At 69.2% G+C, this 17,371-nt stretch carries 19 protein-coding genes, 1 pseudogene and 1 riboswitch; of the genes and pseudogenes, 10 read left to right on the forward strand and 10 right to left on the reverse strand.

What is annotated here, in order from left to right; genetic code table 11:
* Window positions 1-89: 89 nt before the first annotated feature.
* The 3 genes from ABMA10_RS03100 to ABMA10_RS03110 all read left to right on the forward strand — a co-directional run bounded on the left by ABMA10_RS03100 (window position 90) and on the right by ABMA10_RS03110 (window position 2,129).
* Complete coding sequence (locus ABMA10_RS03100; protein ID WP_431031167.1) at window positions 90-722, forward strand: DedA family protein; 633 nt, start codon at window positions 90-92, stop codon at window positions 720-722.
* Window positions 613-1,377: a CDP-alcohol phosphatidyltransferase family protein gene (locus tag ABMA10_RS03105; RefSeq protein ID WP_347866808.1), complete on the forward strand. Its 765-nt coding sequence runs from the start codon at window positions 613-615 to the stop codon at window positions 1,375-1,377. The genes ABMA10_RS03100 and ABMA10_RS03105 overlap by 110 nt, the downstream gene beginning before the upstream one ends.
* A gap of 68 nt (window positions 1,378-1,445) precedes the next feature.
* Window positions 1,446-2,129, forward strand: coding sequence for an HAD family hydrolase (locus ABMA10_RS03110; RefSeq protein WP_347866809.1), 684 nt, complete (start codon window positions 1,446-1,448; stop codon window positions 2,127-2,129).
* Between the two features lie 459 nt (window positions 2,130-2,588).
* Here the strand turns inward: ABMA10_RS03110 and ABMA10_RS03115 are convergent, their stop codons facing one another.
* The 5 genes and pseudogenes from ABMA10_RS03115 to ABMA10_RS03135 all read right to left on the reverse strand — a co-directional run bounded on the left by ABMA10_RS03115 (window position 2,589) and on the right by ABMA10_RS03135 (window position 6,077).
* On the reverse strand, window positions 2,589-3,554 hold the full coding sequence (locus ABMA10_RS03115) for a DUF2599 domain-containing protein (RefSeq protein WP_347866810.1): 966 nt from the start codon (window positions 3,552-3,554) through the stop codon (window positions 2,589-2,591).
* A 527-nt stretch (window positions 3,555-4,081) separates the two neighbouring features.
* The gene (locus ABMA10_RS03120; protein WP_347866811.1) at window positions 4,082-5,029 is read right to left on the reverse strand and encodes an ABC transporter permease; all 948 of its coding nucleotides are present in this window, start codon (window positions 5,027-5,029) and stop codon (window positions 4,082-4,084) included.
* Entirely contained in the window at window positions 4,966-5,394 is a 429-nt protein-coding gene (locus ABMA10_RS03125) for an ABC transporter permease (RefSeq protein WP_347866812.1), read from the reverse strand. The genes ABMA10_RS03120 and ABMA10_RS03125 overlap by 64 nt, the downstream gene beginning before the upstream one ends.
* Window positions 5,391-5,801, reverse strand: a pseudogene (locus ABMA10_RS03130) (ABC transporter ATP-binding protein); the annotation flags it as partial. The gene ABMA10_RS03125 and the pseudogene ABMA10_RS03130, both read right to left, overlap by 4 nt.
* Before the next feature lie 15 nt (window positions 5,802-5,816).
* A complete protein-coding gene (locus ABMA10_RS03135) occupies window positions 5,817-6,077 on the reverse strand; it encodes a hypothetical protein (RefSeq protein ID WP_431031544.1) in 261 nt (86 codons plus the stop codon).
* Between the two features lie 251 nt (window positions 6,078-6,328).
* Here ABMA10_RS03135 and ABMA10_RS03140 point away from each other — a divergent pair, with 251 nt between their 5' ends.
* Window positions 6,329-6,997 (forward strand): response regulator transcription factor, encoded by a 669-nt coding sequence (locus ABMA10_RS03140; RefSeq protein WP_347866899.1) that lies wholly within the window; start codon window positions 6,329-6,331, stop codon window positions 6,995-6,997.
* 103 nt (window positions 6,998-7,100) lie between these two features.
* Here ABMA10_RS03140 and ABMA10_RS03145 read toward each other — a convergent pair whose 3' ends face one another.
* A complete protein-coding gene (locus tag ABMA10_RS03145) occupies window positions 7,101-7,700 on the reverse strand; it encodes a DUF1622 domain-containing protein (RefSeq protein ID WP_347866813.1) in 600 nt (199 codons plus the stop codon).
* Between the two features lie 60 nt (window positions 7,701-7,760).
* Window positions 7,761-7,863: riboswitch (TPP riboswitch) on the forward strand.
* Between ABMA10_RS03145 and thiM the strand changes: the two genes are divergently transcribed.
* The 4 genes from thiM to ABMA10_RS03165 all read left to right on the forward strand — a co-directional run bounded on the left by thiM (window position 7,855) and on the right by ABMA10_RS03165 (window position 11,357).
* Entirely contained in the window at window positions 7,855-8,703 is an 849-nt protein-coding gene (gene thiM, locus ABMA10_RS03150; RefSeq protein WP_347866814.1) for a hydroxyethylthiazole kinase, read from the forward strand. It overlaps the preceding riboswitch by 9 nt.
* A complete protein-coding gene (gene thiE, locus ABMA10_RS03155) occupies window positions 8,700-9,407 on the forward strand; it encodes a thiamine phosphate synthase (RefSeq protein ID WP_347866815.1) in 708 nt (235 codons plus the stop codon). Before thiM ends, thiE begins: the two co-directional genes overlap by 4 nt.
* A complete protein-coding gene (locus ABMA10_RS03160; protein ID WP_347866816.1) occupies window positions 9,404-11,014 on the forward strand; it encodes a bifunctional hydroxymethylpyrimidine kinase/phosphomethylpyrimidine kinase in 1,611 nt (536 codons plus the stop codon). Before thiE ends, ABMA10_RS03160 begins: the two co-directional genes overlap by 4 nt.
* A gap of 46 nt (window positions 11,015-11,060) precedes the next feature.
* Complete coding sequence (locus ABMA10_RS03165; protein ID WP_347866817.1) at window positions 11,061-11,357, forward strand: pyrimidine/purine nucleoside phosphorylase; 297 nt, start codon at window positions 11,061-11,063, stop codon at window positions 11,355-11,357.
* Between the two features lie 11 nt (window positions 11,358-11,368).
* Here the strand turns inward: ABMA10_RS03165 and ABMA10_RS03170 are convergent, their stop codons facing one another.
* The 3 genes from ABMA10_RS03170 to ABMA10_RS03180 form a co-directional block, all read right to left on the reverse strand.
* Window positions 11,369-11,758: a hypothetical protein gene (locus ABMA10_RS03170; RefSeq protein WP_431031168.1), complete on the reverse strand. Its 390-nt coding sequence runs from the start codon at window positions 11,756-11,758 to the stop codon at window positions 11,369-11,371.
* Between the two features lie 50 nt (window positions 11,759-11,808).
* A complete protein-coding gene (locus ABMA10_RS03175; protein WP_347866820.1) occupies window positions 11,809-12,528 on the reverse strand; it encodes an ABC transporter ATP-binding protein in 720 nt (239 codons plus the stop codon).
* A 70-nt stretch (window positions 12,529-12,598) separates the two neighbouring features.
* On the reverse strand, window positions 12,599-13,693 hold the full coding sequence (locus ABMA10_RS03180) for an FtsX-like permease family protein (RefSeq protein WP_431031169.1): 1,095 nt from the start codon (window positions 13,691-13,693) through the stop codon (window positions 12,599-12,601).
* A gap of 176 nt (window positions 13,694-13,869) precedes the next feature.
* Here ABMA10_RS03180 and ABMA10_RS03185 point away from each other — a divergent pair, with 176 nt between their 5' ends.
* Together ABMA10_RS03185 and ABMA10_RS03190 are read left to right on the forward strand one after the other, a co-directional pair.
* Entirely contained in the window at window positions 13,870-15,126 is a 1,257-nt protein-coding gene (locus tag ABMA10_RS03185) for a sensor histidine kinase (RefSeq protein WP_347866822.1), read from the forward strand.
* Between the two features lie 34 nt (window positions 15,127-15,160).
* Entirely contained in the window at window positions 15,161-15,817 is a 657-nt protein-coding gene (locus tag ABMA10_RS03190) for a response regulator transcription factor (RefSeq protein ID WP_347866823.1), read from the forward strand.
* A 107-nt stretch (window positions 15,818-15,924) separates the two neighbouring features.
* Here the strand turns inward: ABMA10_RS03190 and ABMA10_RS03195 are convergent, their stop codons facing one another.
* On the reverse strand, window positions 15,925-17,292 hold the full coding sequence (locus ABMA10_RS03195; protein ID WP_347866824.1) for a cryptochrome/photolyase family protein: 1,368 nt from the start codon (window positions 17,290-17,292) through the stop codon (window positions 15,925-15,927).
* Between the last annotated feature and the right edge of the window lie 79 nt (window positions 17,293-17,371).

The raw sequence follows: 17,371 nt of genomic DNA on the forward strand, positions 1-17,371 counted from the left end.
CGCAGGGGAGGAGGAGCGCGCGTCGTCCGTAGACTTGGGCGGAGCGCGCTCCGGCCAGGGGCGCGCGTTGCACTGTTGAACGGGGATCCGTGGACATCATCGGCTGGGTGAACGACGCTGCCGCAGCGCTGCCCGACCCGCTCGTGTGGCTGCTCGGGTTCCTCTTCGCCTTCGTGGAGTCCGGACTCGGACTCGGGTTCTTCGTGCCGGGCGAGACGATCGTGCTGCTGCTGTCCGCGATGCTCGACACCGTCCCGGCGGCGATCGTCATGCTCCTCGTCGTCGCGATCGGTGGGTCGATGGGCGATCATGTCGGCTACCTCATCGGTCGTCGGTACGGCGCGCGGCTTCGCGACACGACGCTCATCAAGCGGCTCGGCGTCGACAACTGGGACCGCGCGGTCCAGGCCCTCGAGCGCCGCGGCGCCATGGCCGTCTTCCTGACCCGCCTCGTGCCCGTCATCCGCACGCTCACCCCGGCGTCGGCCGGCGTCGGCCGGCGTCGCCCGGGTGCCGTACCGTTCCTTGCTCGCGGCGTCGCTGCTCGGCGCCCTCACCTGGTCGGCGGTCTACGTCGGTGTCGGCCTCCTCGTCCGCTCCTCCCTCGACGCCGTGCAGCAGTACCTGGGCGCAGCCGGCTGGTTCCTGCTGTTCGCCCTCGCCGTCGTGGTCGTGATCGTCGCCGTCGTGCGCGCTCGTCGAGGGAAGGCGATCCCGGGTGATGAGGCGATCATCCCGGTGACCCTGCACGACAAGACCCCGCTCGCCCGTCTGCGGACCCAGCTGTTCGCCGACGACGACTGGAAGAACCTCCCGAACGCGATCACCGCCGCGCGCATCGTGCTGCTGCCCGTCTTCGCGGTCCTGGTCATCACCCGGTCGTACTGGGCGGCACTCATCGTCGGGGCCGTCGTGTTCCTCAGCGACGTGGCGGACGGCGCGATCGCGCGTCGGATGGGCACGGTCTCGGCGCTCGGTACCTGGCTCGACGGTGTCGCCGACCGCCTCACGGTCGTCGTGGTCGCGGCATCCTTCGCCGTCGGCCAGATCATCCCGTGGCAGATCTTCGTCGTCATGATCGTGCCCGACCTGCTCCTCGCGTTCATCGCGATCGTCGCCTTCAAGGGCACTCCCGAGGTGCCGGTGAGCATCGCCGGCAAGATCCGTACCGTGCTGCTGTTCGGCGGCTTCTTCCTCCTCCTGGCGGGCCTCGCGGTCGGCGGTGGCGACTCGACCTCCGCCCTGTACAAGGTGTTCGGAGGCATCGGCTTCGCCGCGATCCTGCTCGGGCTCGTGGGCCACTACGTCGCGGCGACGCAGTATGCGCGACGCATGCTCGTCACCTGGCAGCGACAGGGCGTGGCCGTCGAGCGCTGAGTGCGCTGGAGCGCGCCGGCGCCGATGCGCACGGTGACGCCCCAGCCGGAGTCGTTTAGGCTCGGACCATGCCTGCCGACTATCCCGATCTCGTCATCTTCGACTGCGACGGAACGCTCGTCGACACGGAACGCATCTCCGTCCGGGTGAACCTGCAACTCCTCAACGAGGTCGGCGGCGACTACACCGAGGCCGAGGTGCGCGAGCTGTTCGTCGGTGCGTCGCTCGAGACCTACGCGACGCTCGTCGAGGCACGGCTCGGGAAGCCGCTCGAGGCCGACTGGATCGAACGGTGGAGCACGATGTTCCGCAACATCTGCGAGCGCGAGCTGGAACCGGTGGACGGCGTCTTCGACGCGCTCGACGGCATCGGTGCCACGGGCGTGCCCCTGTGCGTCGCCTCGAACGGCATGCGACACGACGTCGTGCGCAACCTCGGGCAGATCGGGATCCACGACCGCTTCGACGGGCGGATCTTCAGCGCGACGGATGTCGCCGTCGGCAAGCCCGCTCCGGACCTCTTCCTCCATGCGGCCGCCGACTTCGGCATCGCACCCGACCGCTGCGCCGTGGTCGAGGACAGCGTGACCGGGGTGTTGGCCGCTCGCGCCGCAGGCATGGTCGTCTACGCCTACGCGGGGGGAATGACACCGGCGGAACGGCTCGTGGGGACGGACACCCACGTCTTCCACGACATGCGCGATCTGCCTGCGCTCATCAGCGACACCTGGGCGGCTGCTGCCGTCCGCTAGGGCGTGTTACTCAAGCGGATCTGGGTGCCTGTGCGCGACCCTTCCGCGGGTCACGGGGGCTCAGCAGAATCACAAGAAGTTCGGGGCGGAGCCGCCTGATCATGCGATCGGCCAGCACCCGGCAGCAGCGCTCTGGCAGGGCGAAGCGCCGATCGAGAAGCCCGCGCACAGAAGTGCCGCCTCCCCGCGGGGAAGGCGGCACTCGTGGGCGGTTCGTTCGGTCAGGGCCTCGAGCCGCGGATCGCGGATCGCAACAGTACGGCAGCGCTCACGGCCGAAACGAGTAGAGCAGCAATCAGAAAAAGCCAGGGTGCTTGGGATTGCTGCGCACCCGGATTGGCGTCTGCCTGCACGCCGCTGAGGTACAGCCACACGCAGGATGCCACCACACCCACGGCGCCAACACAGAGAGTAACTATCAGTACGAGTGTGCTGCGATTCACGCCGATCTTCTCACTTTCAGTTGCATCCATTCGCGACGCTGTCCGCGTAGCTGTTCCGTGTCACCCAGGTGTCGAGGTTGTAGGTCTCTTTGAGGAACGCGAACTGGTGGTGGCAAATGTACTGCCACTCCATCTGCACACTCTGATTGCCCACGCGACCTTCGACTTCGGGCCAACCTCCGACGCCGGCGAGGTAGGCCCCGCCGAACGCCCGTCCGCCGGCGGTCGGGATGACGGAGAGCGTCAACCCGCGGGGGTCTCGCTTCTCCCAGTAGACGCCCTGAACCATCTGAACGCCGAGGTAGGGATCGGCAATCACGGGGTAGGGGGTGGAGGCGTCATGCTCCACGACCTGGATGAGGCTGCTTCCTTCGACCTCAAAGTGCGTGGCAACCTCGCCGCCGTTCGCATCCTTGGCCCAGGCCGGTGCAACGCCGCCAAGGAATGCGTCATTGGCATCTAGCAAGATCGCTGCACCATTTTCAAGCGGCTCAATCCGCCCACCTTCGGGCAGGACGAAATCATAGTTGTATGCGACGGGCGCGGACTTGTTCTCGATGACTGCGGTGATCTGAACGGCACCATCCGATTTGACGATAGGTACGGTGTGCGATCCGTTCCCGTTGTCGTATGCGGAGAGCCCGTCACCGATTTCCGTTGCTGCGCTGGCTTCGTCGGGGAATGGCAACTGCACGGAGATCTCGCCCCCGATGGATGCGTCCAGACGAAGCAGATCGGCCGATCTGGCGGGCACCTCGATCTCAACCCCATTCACAACCGAGCTGTCAGCGACCTTGTTCTGGGGCGCTCTGTCGGCGAGAGGTTTCTCGAGTGAAGCCGTCGAATCTGAAGTCGCGTCACTGATGGCCTGAAGGATGTTGGTGGTCTCTTGGGGCTCCGCGGCGCTTGCGGCTGCAGGGGCGGAGCAGGCGATCAACGCAAGGATTCCCCCGGTGGCGACCGATCGTGTCATCAGATTCATTTTGACCTCATTCAGCTAATGATGACATAATGTTTTAGTGCAACATATACAGTATCTTTATTGTGAGAGGATGCGATAGTCGTCACAATGGGGGACATGCCATGTGCTCGAAGGCTTGGTCTGAGGACGCGATGGACTGCTTTAAGTAGGCGTCGGCTGGGTCTATGTCTCGGCAACTCTCCGCTGCGCTCGGGTCCTGCTCATGCGCTGGCGGTTCATCTGCAGGTTTCAGCTCGGCGCGTACGAACGTGGCGAAGCGGTTGTCGTCGCGTCGGGTGGGTCGTGGTTCGGGGCCGTCCCAGTTCGCTGCCGCGATCCCATTCGAGCAGCCGGGGATGCTGAGGCACGGAACCTAAGCAGCTCCACTCCAACGCGGGAGGTCCTCTTCACGTCTCAACGACTACAGCGAGTCGTCACAACTCAACCAACGTCCCTGGGCAGTACAGCTAGCGGTCCCTCAGGGACGAACGGTGGGCCCGGTGTCCGAGGACGCCGGGCCCGCTGCCACGCTCCAGCCGTGGCCCGTGCTACTCGTAACGCAGTGACTCCACCGGGTCGGCCTTCGCGGCACGTGCCGCGGGGAGGGTTCCGGCCAGGAAAGCGATCACCATCACCACCAGGATGATCACGGCGATCGACGCCGGGTCGAAGGCGATGAGGTTCAGCCCGGGCAGGTCGGCCAGGAGCGAACCGGACAGCGCGGCGCTGATCGCCGTCCCTGCGAGGATCGCGATGCCCGCACCGATCGCGCTCCCGAGGAAGCCGATGAACGTGGCCTCGAAGCTGAACAGGGTGAACACCCGGCCGCTGCTCATGCCGATGGCCTTCATGAGCCCGATCTCCCGGGTGCGTTCCTGGACGCTCATGAGCAGGGTGTTGACGATCCCGAGGCCCGCCGCGAGCAGGGCGATGATGGCGAAGGCGTTCAGCACGAGCACGATGCCGTCGATCACGGTCGTGAAGGTGCCGAGCGTGTCGGCGACGGTGGTGCCGGTGTAGCCAGCGGCAGTGAGATGGTCCTTCAGGGCGGTGATGTCCGCGTCGGTCGCGTCCGGACTGAACCAGACCGTGGCCTGGGCGTAGCGGTCCGCCTGATCGGTCGGTACCCCGATGTTCTGCGTCGTGAACAGCTCGTCGGTCAGCGCGCTGTTCGGCAGCACGCTCGCGCTGGCGCCGCCCACGAGCGTCTCCTCGGCGACCCCCGTCACCGTCGCCTCGATGGTGTGCTGGGTGCGGGTGGCGTCGGTGATGGCGAGGTCGACGGTCGAACCGACTGCGTCGTCGTCACTGAACCCGAGCGGCTCCACGAGCGATTGCGGGAGGACGAGCTGCAGGGCGTCCGAACCGTCGTCGGTCTCAGTGCCAGCCGTGAGCTTCACGGTCTGGTCAGCGATGAGGCTGCCGACGCTCGTTACGTACTTCGTGCCTGAGCCGGCCTCGATGTAGTCGGCTGAGATCGTCTTCGCGGCCTGCACGTCGAGGACGCCGTCGACCCCGCGGAGCGTGCCGAGGTCGTTCGGGGAGAGCGCGACGACCGTCGATCCGGGAGGGGCCCCGGGCTGAGACCGGCGGAGATGCTGTCGGGGTTGTACTCGGCGGGGCCGGAACCCGGAGTGCCGAACGCCGTCTGGCCACCATCGGCCTTCGTCACCGTCATCGTGTCGGAGCCGCCGACCGCGCCGACGGTGTCGTCGATGTACGCGTTGATGCCGGTGCCGAGACCGTTCGTCAGGGTGAGGGTGAATGCACCGACGAAGATCGCGAGGATGGTGAGGACCGTCCGCGTCTTGGATCGGAAGGTGTTGGAGAGCGCCGTTGTGACGAGGTCCATGGTCTTCATGCGGCTGCCCTCGTGGTGTCCTCGACCAGCAGGCCGTCTCGGATGATGATGCGTCGGTCGCAGCGGGCTGCGAGTTCCTCGTCGTGGGTGACGACGATCAGTGTGATGCCGTTCTCGCGGTTCAAGGCGAAGAGGATGTCCTCGACGACCGCCCCGGTTGCGGTGTCGAGGTTGCCGGTGGGCTCGTCGGCGAAGATCACCCGGGGGTTGTTCACGAGCGCGCGGGCGATCACCGAGCGCTGCTTCTGGCCGCCCGACAGGTTCACAGCCTTGTTCCTGGCCTTGTCTGCCAGTTCGAGCTGTTCGAGCACGGCCATGCCGCGGCGCTTACGCTCGGACCGCCCGACACCCGCGATCTTCAGCGGAAGGATCACGTTGTCGAGCACCGAGGTGTTCGCGGTGAGGAAGAGAGGCGCTCAGCGTCATCCGGAGCGCGGCCCGTTCGGTGTTGGGGGGAGATCGGCTCGCTCCTCGAGGTCCTGCGGACCGCGGAGCAGGGCGAGGGCGCCGTCCGTGCCCCGCAGTCGGGACTCGACGGATTGGACGCGCTGATCGAGCAGTTCTCGACGACCGGCCTCAGTGTGCAGCTCCGCACCGAGGGCGAGCTGGCGTCGCTGCCGGGCGCGGTCGACCTTGTCGCCTACCGCGTGATCCAGGAGGCTTTCACCAACGCGCACAAGCACGGGGTCGAGGGCCGAGCCCACGTCCTCATCACGGCCGACGACGCCCGGTTGTCGATCATCGTGTCCAATCCGGTCGCGGAGCCCCTGCGCGGGTCGTCCACTGCTCCGAGCGGCGGGTACGGACTGCTCGGGCTACGGGAGCGCGTCGCCTCCGTCCGCGGGAGCGTGACGGCCGGTCGCACCCCCGGCGGCTACCGCCTCGCCGCGGACATCCCACTCGGACCGGAGACCTCCTCAAGACCTCAGTACTCATCGTCGATGACCAACGACTCATCCGACAGGCCGTCGGTGGGATCCTCTCCGGCGCCCCGGACGTCGAGGTCGTCGGCGAGGCGGTGGACGGCCGCGAGGCGGTCGCACTGGCGGCCCGGCTCCGCCCGGATGTCGTCGTCATGGACACCCGCATGCCCGAGCTCGACGGCATTGCGGCAACGGCGGAGATCTGCCAGGACCCGGCACTCGCCGAGACGCGGGTGCTCATCCTCACCGCCTTCGAGGAGGACGAGTACCTGGTCGGGGCGCTGCGGGCGGGCGCGAGCGGCTTCATCGTCAAGGGTGCAGAGCCCGAGGAGATCGTCGCGGCCGTGCGGGCCGTGCACGCAGGCGATGCCCTGCTCTCGCCCGCCGCCATCCGCCGCCTCATCGTGAAGTACGTGCTGCCGCCGACGGCTCCGGCCACGGCCACGGTGTGGTCGGCCGAGGAGTTCGCGCAGCTGACCGAACGCGAACGCCAGGTGCTGCTGCTCATCGTCCGTGGGCGTTCCACTGGCGAGATCGCGAGCGACCTGACGATCTCCCCGCACACCGCGAAGACCCACGTGAATCGGGTCATGACGAAGCTGCATGCGCACGACCGCGTCCAACTCGTCATCCGCGCCTACGAAAGCGGCCTCCTCACGCCGGGGGTGCACGAGGCGTAGGGCGGGCCCGGTCTTCGGTGTCCGGGCTCAGTCGCCGAAGTCGTCCGTGTAGCCGAGGCGGGGCGCCGGCCGGCAGCGGCGGCCGTCGTCGCCTGACTGCCGATCAGCTTCGGCTGCGGAGCTCGGGGAAGCCGGCCTCGTCGTCGGGGATCGGCGGGGCGATCGCCGGCCCGGCATTGGCGCCCGCAGCGGGTTGCGGCGTCTGACCGGCATACGTGCCGTCCGCCTGCTGAGCCGGTGCCTGTTGCGTGGGGAACTGCGTGCCGGACGCTGGTGTGGACGGTGGGGCCGCATCCTGCTCCTCGGCGAGGCGCTGCGTGCGCTCGCCGCCGCGCTTGACCGCGCGGCCGAACTGCTGCGGACCGGTCGTCGCGAGGCGCCTCCACGGGAGCGTGCCCTCGATCTCGATCTGCAGCGAGAAGCTCAGCAGGGTGCGGATGACCACGATGATCGCGAGCACGGCCGCGTCGGTCAGTGACGGGGTGGACGTCACCGTCTTGACGAGGTCGGCGGCGACGAGGATCTCCAGGCCGAGCAGGATCACCGAACCGATCGTCTCGCGCAGCATGCGGAACGCGCGCTCTCCGTCGCGCGTGCGCCACAGCAGCTGGGCCGACAGCACGATGGCGATGATGAAGCCGACGACCATCGCGCCGACGCCGGCGACCTCGAAGACGGTGGTGACGAGCTCGAAGAAATCCATCCCTCCATCATCCTCGCCTGCGCGCTGGACGGGAAGCCGGGCCGAACCGCTATGGTGGTGGCGAGTGACACGGGGTGCCTGATCGCGAGACGATCCGGCTGAGAACACACCCGTCGAACCTGATCTAGTTCGTACTAGCGAAGGGATGTCGCGAATGAGCATTCGCACACCGCAGCAGTCTGCCCACCCGTCCACCGGCGCCTGTGTCGACGACCTCGTCGAGCTGTCGGCCGAGCTCCTCGACCAGCTCCGTGCACGCACGCCGCTCGTGCAGTCGATCACCAACGCGGTGGTGACGAACTTCACCGCGAACGTCCTGCTCGCGGTCGGCGGTGCCCCGGCGATGACCGACATCCCGACCGAGGCTGGGCCGTTCGCGCGCATCGCCTCCGGGCTCCTGGTGAACCTCGGGACGCCGCAGACCGAACAACGGATCGCCATGCTGGAAGCGGCAGCGGCTGCGAACGAGGCCGGGACACCGTGGGTACTCGACCCCGTCGCGGTGGGCTTCCTGCCGGTCCGCACCGCGCTCGCAGCCGAGCTCCTCGCCCTGCGACCGACGATCGTGCGTGGGAACGCGAGCGAGATCATCGCGCTGGCGGGCCTCGGAGCAGGGGGCCGCGGCGTCGACAGCACTGACTCGGTGGACAGCGCGATCGATGCCGCCACCACCATCGCCCGGTCCTCCGGCGCGATCGTGGCGGTGTCGGGCCCGACCGACGTCATCACCGACGGAGAGCGCACCGTCCGATGCTCCAACGGGCACGCGTGGCTCACGCTCGTCACCGGTGGCGGATGCGCACTCGGCGCAGTGTTCGCCGCGTTCGCCTCGCTCGACGAGGATCGGCTGCTGACGACCGTCGCTGCGACGACCGTCTACACGATCGCCGCGCAGCAGGCCGCCGCGGCGACGCAGGGCCCCGGTACGTTCGCTCCGGCGTTCCTCGACCGCCTCCACCTCATCGCGGCGAGCGACGTACGCGAGCTGGCGGTGATCGCGTGAGCGCCACCGTCGACTCGCCCGTCGACGCAGCGCGCTCGCATGCCGCCCTCGTCCGACGCGGGCTCGCGACGTACCTCGTCACCGACGCGGCGCTGAGCGGCGACCGCGGGGTCCTCGACGTCGTGCGTCGTGCGGTCGACGGCGGTGTCACCGCGGTGCAACTCCGCGAGAAGACCGCGACCGCTCGTGAGCTGTTCGAGCTGACCATGCGCGTGGCGGACGTCGTCGCCGGCCGGGCGCTGCTGCTCGTCGACGACCGCGTCGACGTGTTCCTCGCAGCGCGCACCGCTGGCGCGGTCGTCCATGGTGTCCACGTCGGTCAGAGCGATCTCCCGGTCGACGCCGTCCGTCGGATCGTCGGGTCGGCGGCCGTCATCGGTTTGACCGCGAACACCCGCGCGCACCTCGGGGCCGTCGCGCAGCTTCCGGTCGGGACGGTCGACTACCTCGGTGTCGGCGTCATCCGGCCGACGAGCACGAAGCCCGATCACCCGGAGCCACTCGGCTTCGACGGGTTCGCGGACATCGTCGCGGCCACCCCGCTGCCGTGCGTCGCGATCGGCGGTGTGTCCCTCGCCGACACCGCCGCGCTTCGAACTGCCGGTGCAGCGGGACTCGCCGTCGTCTCGGCCATCTGCTCGGCGGACGATCCGGCTGCGGCTTCGAGGGCGTTCAGAGCCGCGTGGACGGAGGCATCGGCATGAGCACGACGACACCGATCCTGGCACCGATCACCGCTGCCGACACGCAGCGTCCGATCACGCCGCGCACGGTTCCTCGCGTGCTCAGCATCGCCGGAACGGACCCGACGGGCGGTGCCGGGATCCAGGCCGACCTCAAGAGCATCGCGGCCAACGGCGGGTACGGCATGGCCGTGGTGACCGCGCTCGTCGCGCAGAACACCCATGGCGTCCGCAGCGTGCACGTCCCACCGATCGCCTTCCTCCGCGAGCAGCTCGACGCGGTGTCCGATGACGTCGTGATCGACGCGGTCAAGATCGGCATGCTGGGCGATGCGACGATCATCGAGGCCGTGCGCTCGTGGCTGGAGGAGACGCCCACCGGGCCGGTCGTCCTCGACCCGGTGATGGTCGCGACGAGTGGCGACCGGCTGCTGCAGAGCGACGCGGAGGCCGCCATGCGCGCCCTGCTCCCGTTCGTGGACCTCGTCACCCCGAACCTCCCCGAACTCGCCGTCCTCGCCGGTGAACCGGTCGCCGCCTCCTGGGCCCAAGCCCTCGTCCAGGCGCAGGCGGTGTCGGCGAGGTGCGGCACGACCGTGCTCGTGAAGGGTGGTCACCTCACCGATTCGACGTTCCGGAACGAGCACGAACCCCGGTCCGTGAGCCCGTCGAAGGGTGTCCCGGATGCGCTCGTCGACGCCGCGGGGCGGCTCGGCGACGGCAGGACCGTCGTCGAGTTCACCGGCCCTCGCATCGCCACACTGAACACGCACGGCACCGGGTGCTCCCTCTCGAGCGCGATGGCGACACTCGTCGCACAGTCGGGTTCCTGGGCCGAAGCGCTGGAGACGGCGAAGGCGTGGCTGACGTCGAGCCTTGAACACGCCGATGCGCTCGAGGTCGGCTCCGGGAACGGGCCGATCAACCACTTCGCAGCGCTGTGGACGGCGGCGGGGATCGGCACATCGGAGTCGACCGTCGCTGCGCGGGGGAGCGCGATCACCGCATCGTGGTGGGACGACATCGTCGAGGTCCGTGAGCGGATCGATCGCCTGCCGTTCGTGCAGTCGCTTGCTGACGAGTCACTGGACCCCGCGCGGTTCGCCTGGTACCTGCGGCAGGACGCGATCTATCTGCGCGCCTACGCGAGGGTGCTCGCGCGTGCCAGCGCCCTCGCGCCCGAACCCGAGGAGCAGGTGTTCTGGGCGAAGGGCGCCGTCGGCTCGATCGAGGCGGAGATGGAGCTGCACCGCAGCTGGTCGAGTGCGTATGCCGTCGACGGAATGGACGATGACGCCTCGTCCACCACCACGGCGTACCTCGACCACCTGCACGCGTCGACCGTCGACGGCGACTACGGCACCGTCGTCGCTGCTCTGCTCCCGTGCTACTGGATCTACCAGGATCTCGGCGAGCGTCTGGTCGGCTCGTCGCACGAGGGCCATCCGTACGCGGCGTGGCTCGACACCTATGCCGACCCGTCCTTCGCGGTCGCGTGCGACCGGGCCGTCGAGATCGTCGGCCGTGCGGCTGCGCGGGCGGACGCGGGCGGGGTACAGCGCATGCGGCGGGCCTTCCTCGCCTCCGCGGCGCACGAGGAGGCCTTCTTCGCCGAGCCGCTACGATGATGGCTGGTTCGGCCACAGCGGTCGAGCATCACGACGAGAGGCCCCCATGCTGACGAGCAACGAGTACTTCGACGGCAACGTGAAGTCGATCGGCTTCGCCACGAACGAGCCGGGTGCCGAGTCCGCGAGCGTCGGCGTGATGGCACCGGGGGAGTACACGTTCGGCACGGGCAAGGCCGAGGAGATGACGGTCGTATCGGGCAAGCTGCGCGTCCTGCTCCCGGGCACGACTGCGTGGCAGGACTTCGGCCCGGGCGCGCAGTTCAGCGTCCCCGGCAGCAGCAGTTTCCAGCTCGAGGTCGAAGTCGCCACCGCGTACCTCTGCCGCTACCTCGACGCGTAGGCCGCTTGCGCCTACTCCGTCACCTCGAGGGTGAACACGACCGTCGTGTCGTCGGAGTCGTTCGTCAGCGTCACCTCGGTGGTGCCGACCGCGAGCGGCTGCACGCCTGGGTTGAACGTCGCGCCACCGCGGGTGCCTCCGGCGACGAACTCCGCGATCGACGGATCGGTGATCTTCGCCGTCCAGGCCTTCGGGTCGACGGCGACGAGGTCGACGACGTTCCCGAGGCCGACGCTCACCGTCCGTCCGTCCTGGTCGGCGAGTTGCACGATCACGGGAGCGATCACGCCTGCGTCGCTCGCTGAGCTCCGCCCGGAGGGAGTGCCGCTGGTGCAGGCGCTTGTGCCGAGGACCGCTCCGAGGATCGCGATGACGGTCAGTGCTCGGGTGACGGTGCGCATGGCGGTCCTCTCTCGACGTGGCATCACCCTATCGCCGAGGGCTCCCGTCGTCAGGCCTGGCGCGCCAGCGCTGGGGTACTGGCGACCTGAGCGTCGACGGACAGCCTGCCGTCCTGCATGACGAGCACCTGGTCCATGCGGTCGAGGTGGGCGCGGTCGTGGGTGACGAGCAGGGTCGCCGCGCCGGACGTCTCCGTCAGCTCGAGGATGAGGTCGATGATCGCGGAGCCGCGTTCGTGGTCGAGCGCGCTCGTCGGTTCGTCCACGACAAGTGCCTGCGGCTCGTTCATGAGCGCGCGGGCGATGTTGACGCGCTGCCGTTGACCTCCGGACAGCTGGTGCGGTCGCTTGTCGCCCTGGTCTGCGAGCCCGACCGCTGCCAGCAGCATCCGCGCCCGGTCCTTCGTCGTAGCGCGACTCCCGCGCGAGACACGTCCGCCGAGCTCGTGCAGCGCGCACAGCTGCTCGACGGCCGTCAGCGAGGGGAGGAGGTTCGCCTGCTGGAAGACGATGCCGAGCCTCGTGCGCCGGAAGTCCGTCGACGCTCGGCGATCGAGCAAGGCCACGTCGACGCCGGCCACCTCCACCCAGCCGCTGTCGGGCCGGATGAGCCCGGCGGCCACCGCGAGGACGCTGGACTTGCCGGAACCCGATGGACCGGTGAGAGCGGCGACCGTGCCCGCCGGAACCGCGAGACTCGCATGGTCGACTGCGGTGACGCGGCTGTCGCCGTCGGGGAAGGTGAGGGTGACGTCGGTGAGGGTGATCATGCGGTGCCTCCGGTGGTGTGGGCGGGTTGTGCGACGGTGGTGCGGTGGGGTCCGGCAGAGCATGCGGCGCTCACCGGTTGCCACCGAGCGCAGTGAGCGGGTCGGCCGACAGGATGGAACGGAGTGCGAACGCCGCCCCGACGAGTCCGAGCAGGATCATGACGATGCCAGGCAGGACCGTCGTCAGCGGACTCAATACGAATGGAAGAGCGGTCCCGGCCGCAGCGCCGAGTGCGGCAGTGAGCCCGATACCGAGCCCGACGCCGAGGACGAGCAGTACGAGGGCCTGGCCCAACGCATCGAGGGTGAGCCGGCCCGTCGTCGCGCCGAGGGCCTTGAGGATCGCGACGTCGCCCGCGCGCTGGATGGTCCAGACGGTGAAGAATGCGCCGATGACGAGGGCGGAGATACCGAACAGCATCGCGACCATGAGCAGCAGCGAGCCGATCTCCGAGCGGAACGAACCGATCGCGAGCAGCGACGACAGCACGTCCTTCGACACGGTGCCCGTGCTGCCTTCGGCCGCCGCGACGTCGCTCGCATCGGGGCTGCCGGTGATCGCGAGGGCGGTCGAACCGCTGCTCGGTGCACCCATCGAGGTCTGCATCGACCGCCAGTCGGCGAGCGACGTCCAGACCACGGGGGTGTGGCTGTACCACTGGTCGTCCACGACGCCGGCGACGTCGAGGTCCGTGCCGGCGATCGTCACCGTGTCGCCGTCGACGACGGACAGCGCATCAGCGGCGGTCCGGCTGAGGCGGACGGTGCCGGGACGAGGGGTCTCCATTGTCGATGCAGTGGAGACATCGGTGCCCAGTTGCTCGACTCCGAACACGGACACCGAGGTCCGAGCATCGTCGGCGGTCACCCGCGTCTGACTGATGCCGAGTTCCTGCACCCGCTCGACGCCCGGAAGCGCAGCCCAGTCGGCGGCCGCGTCCGCGTCGAGCGTCGAATCGGCGAAGCTCACCTGTTCACCGTCGGCCGGCTCGGCGAGGACGACGCTCGACGCTCCCAGCCCGGTGATCGCGGAGATGTTCTGGTTCGCGAGTCCGGCGGTGAGGCCGCTCAGGAAACCGACGAGCAGGGTGATGAGGGTGACGACCGCCCCGATCAGCACGAAGCGACCGGTGGCGAAGCGCATGTCGCGCCAGGCGACGAACATGGGATCTCCTTGCGTGCCGCCCGTCGGAGTCTCCGCGGTGCAGCACCCTTCCATGCTCGCGAGCGGAAGCCGGAAGGGCATCGTCGGCCGGGACGGTCCTGCGCGGCCGTCGGGTGGACGCCGCCCTCCACCTTTCTGATGATTCGCCGACTGGACCGTCCGCGTACGCTGGGCGGATGACGCACTCGGCCCTCAGCCCCGTGTTCACCGCTCTCAAACTCGGTCTGCACGCGCTCGTCGCCGCGCTCATCGCACTCGTGATCGTGCGCTCGCTCACCGTCGGCGGCGCGACGGCCATACCCGCCATCGTGCTGGCGGTCGTCATGGTCGTGAGCTACGCCGCGGGGGCTGCGCTCGGGACTCGTGCGCGTCGCACCGCCGCGGACGCAGCGTCGTCGCGAGCCTCCGCGGATGTCGCTCCGCGCCACGGGCCGATCGTCGTCGCCTGGCTGGTCCTGCTCACGCTGGAATGGCTCGTCCTCGTCCTGCTCAGCCCGGACGCCGCATACCTCGTGTTCCCGCTGTTCTTCCTCTACCTGCACCTCCTGCCGCGGGCGGTCGCGGTGCCGGCCGTCGTGGTGGCGACCCTCGCCGCCATCGTCGCGATCGGTGTGCACTCGGGTTTCAGCGTCGGCGGAGTCGTGGGCCCGCTCGTCGGCGCCGCCGTCGCCGTCGCGATCGGCCTCGGGTACGAGGCGCTCGCCCGTGAGGCGGCCGAACGCGAGCAGCTGATCGCCGAACTCGTCGCGGCACGCGAGGAGCTCGCCGCGCGAGGACGAGAGACCGGCAAGCTCGCCGAGCGGGAACGCCTCGCCGCCGGGCTCCACGACACCGTCGCCCAGGCGCTCTCGAGCATCCAGCTCCTCCTGCACGCAGCCGAGCGGGCGGCCGGCGATTCGGCAGGAGCCGCGACGATCGACACGGAGCAGCTCCGATCGCACATCGGCCTGGCGAGGGAGGCCGCGGCCACGGCGCTCGCGGAGACGCGCAGCCTCATCGACGAACTCAGCCCGCCGGCACTCGTCGGTTCGACCATCGCCGACGCCCTCGAACGTCTCGCCGCCACGACGAGCGCGCAGAGCGGCCTTCCGATCTCGATGACGGTCACCGGGGAGCCGATCCTCGTGAGCACTCCCGTGACGACGGCGCTCCTGCGGGTTGCGCAGAGCAGCCTCGCAAACGTCGTGCAGCACGCCGGCGCGGGCCGTGCCGACGTGACGCTCAGCTACCTCGACGAAGAGGTCATCCTCGACATCGACGACGACGGGATCGGGTTCGATCCCGAGCGGTTCGTCGACCGCGCCGCCGGCGGGTCGTTCGGGCTCGTGTCGATGCGGCGCAGGATCGCCCAGCTCGGTGGTGACGTCGAGGTGCGGAGCTCGTCAGGGGCCGGGACGACGGTCACCGTGCGGTTCGCGGAGCCTGGACGATGAGTCGACCGACAGGGCCGATGGGATGGGAGCGCTGATGACCGAGCCCACCGAGGAGACCACGGACGCCTCTGCCATCCGAGTGGTGATCGCGGACGACCACCCGATCGTGCGTGCCGGCCTCGTCGCCGTGTTGGCACCGGTCGCCGACGTCGTCGTCGTGGGCACGGCTGCGACCGCGGCCGAGGCGGTCGCCGCGGCACCATCCGCCGACCTCGTCCTCATGGACCTCAGCTTCGGTGACGGTCCGACCGGTATCGACGCGACGCGGGAGATCACCGCGCTGCCCGGGGGACCGTCGGTCCTCGTCCTCACGAACTACGACTCGGATGCCGACATCCTCGGAGCGATCGAGGCGGGGGCTGCCGGGTACCTGCTGAAGGACGCCGCGCCCGAGGACCTCATCGCCGGGATCCGATCCGCGGCTGCCGGGAATTCTGTGCTCGGGCCGGCCGTCGCGACCCGACTCGTCGCACGGGTGAGCGCGCCGCAGCAGGCGCTGAGCGCCCGGGAGATCGAGGTGCTCGCGAATGCGGCTGAAGGACTCACGAACCTCGAGATCGCCGGGCGCCTGCACGTCGGCGAGACGACGGTGAAGTCGCACCTTGCGCACATCTACACGAAGCTCGACGTCTCCAACCGTTCCGCAGCGATCGCCGCCGCCCAGCGCGCAGGCCTCTTCCGCCCGCGCTGAGCGCGACCGCGCCGCGGACGCTCTGTGTCTCCCGAGCTTGCTTCGTTCCCCCGAGCTCCTCGTGGGGCTGTCCGTCCCGGCACTTCGACAGGCTCAGTGGGCGGGGCTCAGGCGCCCTTGGTCTGCTCGTAGGCGGCGAGCGCGGCGTGCCGTGTCTCGCCGAGGTCGACGATGGGCTGCGGGTACTCGTCCGTCCCGTACTCGGGCACCCAGCGCCGGATGTACGTGTCGTCGGCGTCGAACCGTTCGCGTTGGCGCTCCGGGTTGAAGATCCGGAAGTAGGGCGCGGCGTCGAAGCCGCTACCGGCGACCCATTGCCAGTTGAACGGGTTGGACGCTGGGTCGGCGTCGACGAGCGTGTCCCAGAACCATTCCTCTCCCAGCCGCCAGTGGATGAGCAGGTTCTTCGTCAGGAACGACGCCACGACCATGCGGACGCGGTTGTGCATCGTGCCCGTCGCCCAGAGCTCGCGCATCCCGGCATCGACGAGCGGCACCCCGGTGTGGCCGGTCGTCCACGCGGTGAACGCGTCCTGGTCGACCTCCGGCCAGGGGAAGCGGTCGAACGACTCGCGCCAGTTGCGCGTCGCGAGTTCGGGGAAGGCGAAGAGGCAGTGGTACGCGAACTCACGCCAGCCGACCTCCTTGAGGAATGTCGCGCCGTCGTCGCCGAGGTGTCGGCGACCGTCGCGGGTGGCGTACCAGATCTGCTGCGGGCTGATCTCGCCGAAGCGCAGGTGCGGGGAGAGGCCGGACGTCGAGGGGCGCGCGGGGAAGTCGCGCTCTTCGGCGTACCCGTCGACACCGCCGTCGAGGAAGTCGGCGAGACGCTCGTCGGCGCCGGCTTCGCCGGGCGTCCAGTGCTCGCGGAGACCCCCGGCCCAATCGGGACGGGTGGGCAGCAGTTCCCACTCGGTGAGCTCGTCGCCGTGCGGGGGAGAGGACAGGGCGGTGAGCCCGGTCGGAGGAGCCAACGGGTGTCTCGGCGGGCTCGCCGCGTGCCGCTGCAGGCTCGCTTTCCAGAACGGGGTGAACACCGAGTACGGGCTGCCCTGCCCCGTCACGATCTCCCATGGTTCGACGAGCAGGTTCGCCCCGAAGCTGCGCGCATCGAGGCCCGACTCCTTGAGCTGCGACTTGATCCCGGCGTCGATGTCGCGCTCAGCGGCACCGTAGCGGCGGTTCCAGAGGACGGCGCCGGCGCCGATCGACGCAGCGAGTTCCGGCACGATCGTCGCGGCGCTGCCCGATCGCAGGAGGAGCGTCCCGCCGAGGCTCTCGATGTCGTGACCGAGGGCCTCGAGGCTGTGGTGCAGCCACCAGCGGGAGGCTCCACCGAGCGGGCGCAGCTGGGTGCTGTCGTCGAGGATGTACAGGCAGAGGATGGGCGAGTCGAGCTCGACCGCAGCGCTCAACGCCGGGTTGTCCGCCAGGCGGAGGTCGTCGCGGAACCAGACGATCGTCGGAGCAGCCATCCCGTCAGCCTACGTCGTCACACGGACCATCTCCGGGGGTTGATGTTCCGGCGGCGGCACCTCGACAGGCTCGGTGGGC

Source organism: Plantibacter sp. RU18, from assembly GCF_050613355.1.
GTDB lineage: Bacteria > Actinomycetota > Actinomycetes > Actinomycetales > Microbacteriaceae > Plantibacter.

Coding starts and splice junctions, on each gene's coding strand:
- ABMA10_RS03115 (WP_347866810.1), bottom strand. CDS start 3,554: ATGAATCTGATGACACGATCGGTCGCCACCGGGGGAATCCTTGCGTTG.
- thiM (WP_347866814.1), top strand. CDS start 7,855: ATGAGCATTCGCACACCGCAGCAGTCTGCCCACCCGTCCACCGGCGCC.
- ABMA10_RS03110 (WP_347866809.1), top strand. CDS start 1,446: ATGCCTGCCGACTATCCCGATCTCGTCATCTTCGACTGCGACGGAACG.
- ABMA10_RS03185 (WP_347866822.1), top strand. CDS start 13,870: ATGACGCACTCGGCCCTCAGCCCCGTGTTCACCGCTCTCAAACTCGGT.
- ABMA10_RS03180 (WP_431031169.1), bottom strand. CDS start 13,693: ATGTTCGTCGCCTGGCGCGACATGCGCTTCGCCACCGGTCGCTTCGTG.
- ABMA10_RS03160 (WP_347866816.1), top strand. CDS start 9,404: ATGAGCACGACGACACCGATCCTGGCACCGATCACCGCTGCCGACACG.
- ABMA10_RS03145 (WP_347866813.1), bottom strand. CDS start 7,700: ATGGATTTCTTCGAGCTCGTCACCACCGTCTTCGAGGTCGCCGGCGTC.
- ABMA10_RS03165 (WP_347866817.1), top strand. CDS start 11,061: ATGCTGACGAGCAACGAGTACTTCGACGGCAACGTGAAGTCGATCGGC.
- ABMA10_RS03190 (WP_347866823.1), top strand. CDS start 15,161: ATGACCGAGCCCACCGAGGAGACCACGGACGCCTCTGCCATCCGAGTG.
- ABMA10_RS03195 (WP_347866824.1), bottom strand. CDS start 17,292: ATGGCTGCTCCGACGATCGTCTGGTTCCGCGACGACCTCCGCCTGGCG.
- ABMA10_RS03170 (WP_431031168.1), bottom strand. CDS start 11,758: ATGCGCACCGTCACCCGAGCACTGACCGTCATCGCGATCCTCGGAGCG.
- ABMA10_RS03175 (WP_347866820.1), bottom strand. CDS start 12,528: ATGATCACCCTCACCGACGTCACCCTCACCTTCCCCGACGGCGACAGC.
- ABMA10_RS03125 (WP_347866812.1), bottom strand. CDS start 5,394: ATGAAGACCATGGACCTCGTCACAACGGCGCTCTCCAACACCTTCCGA.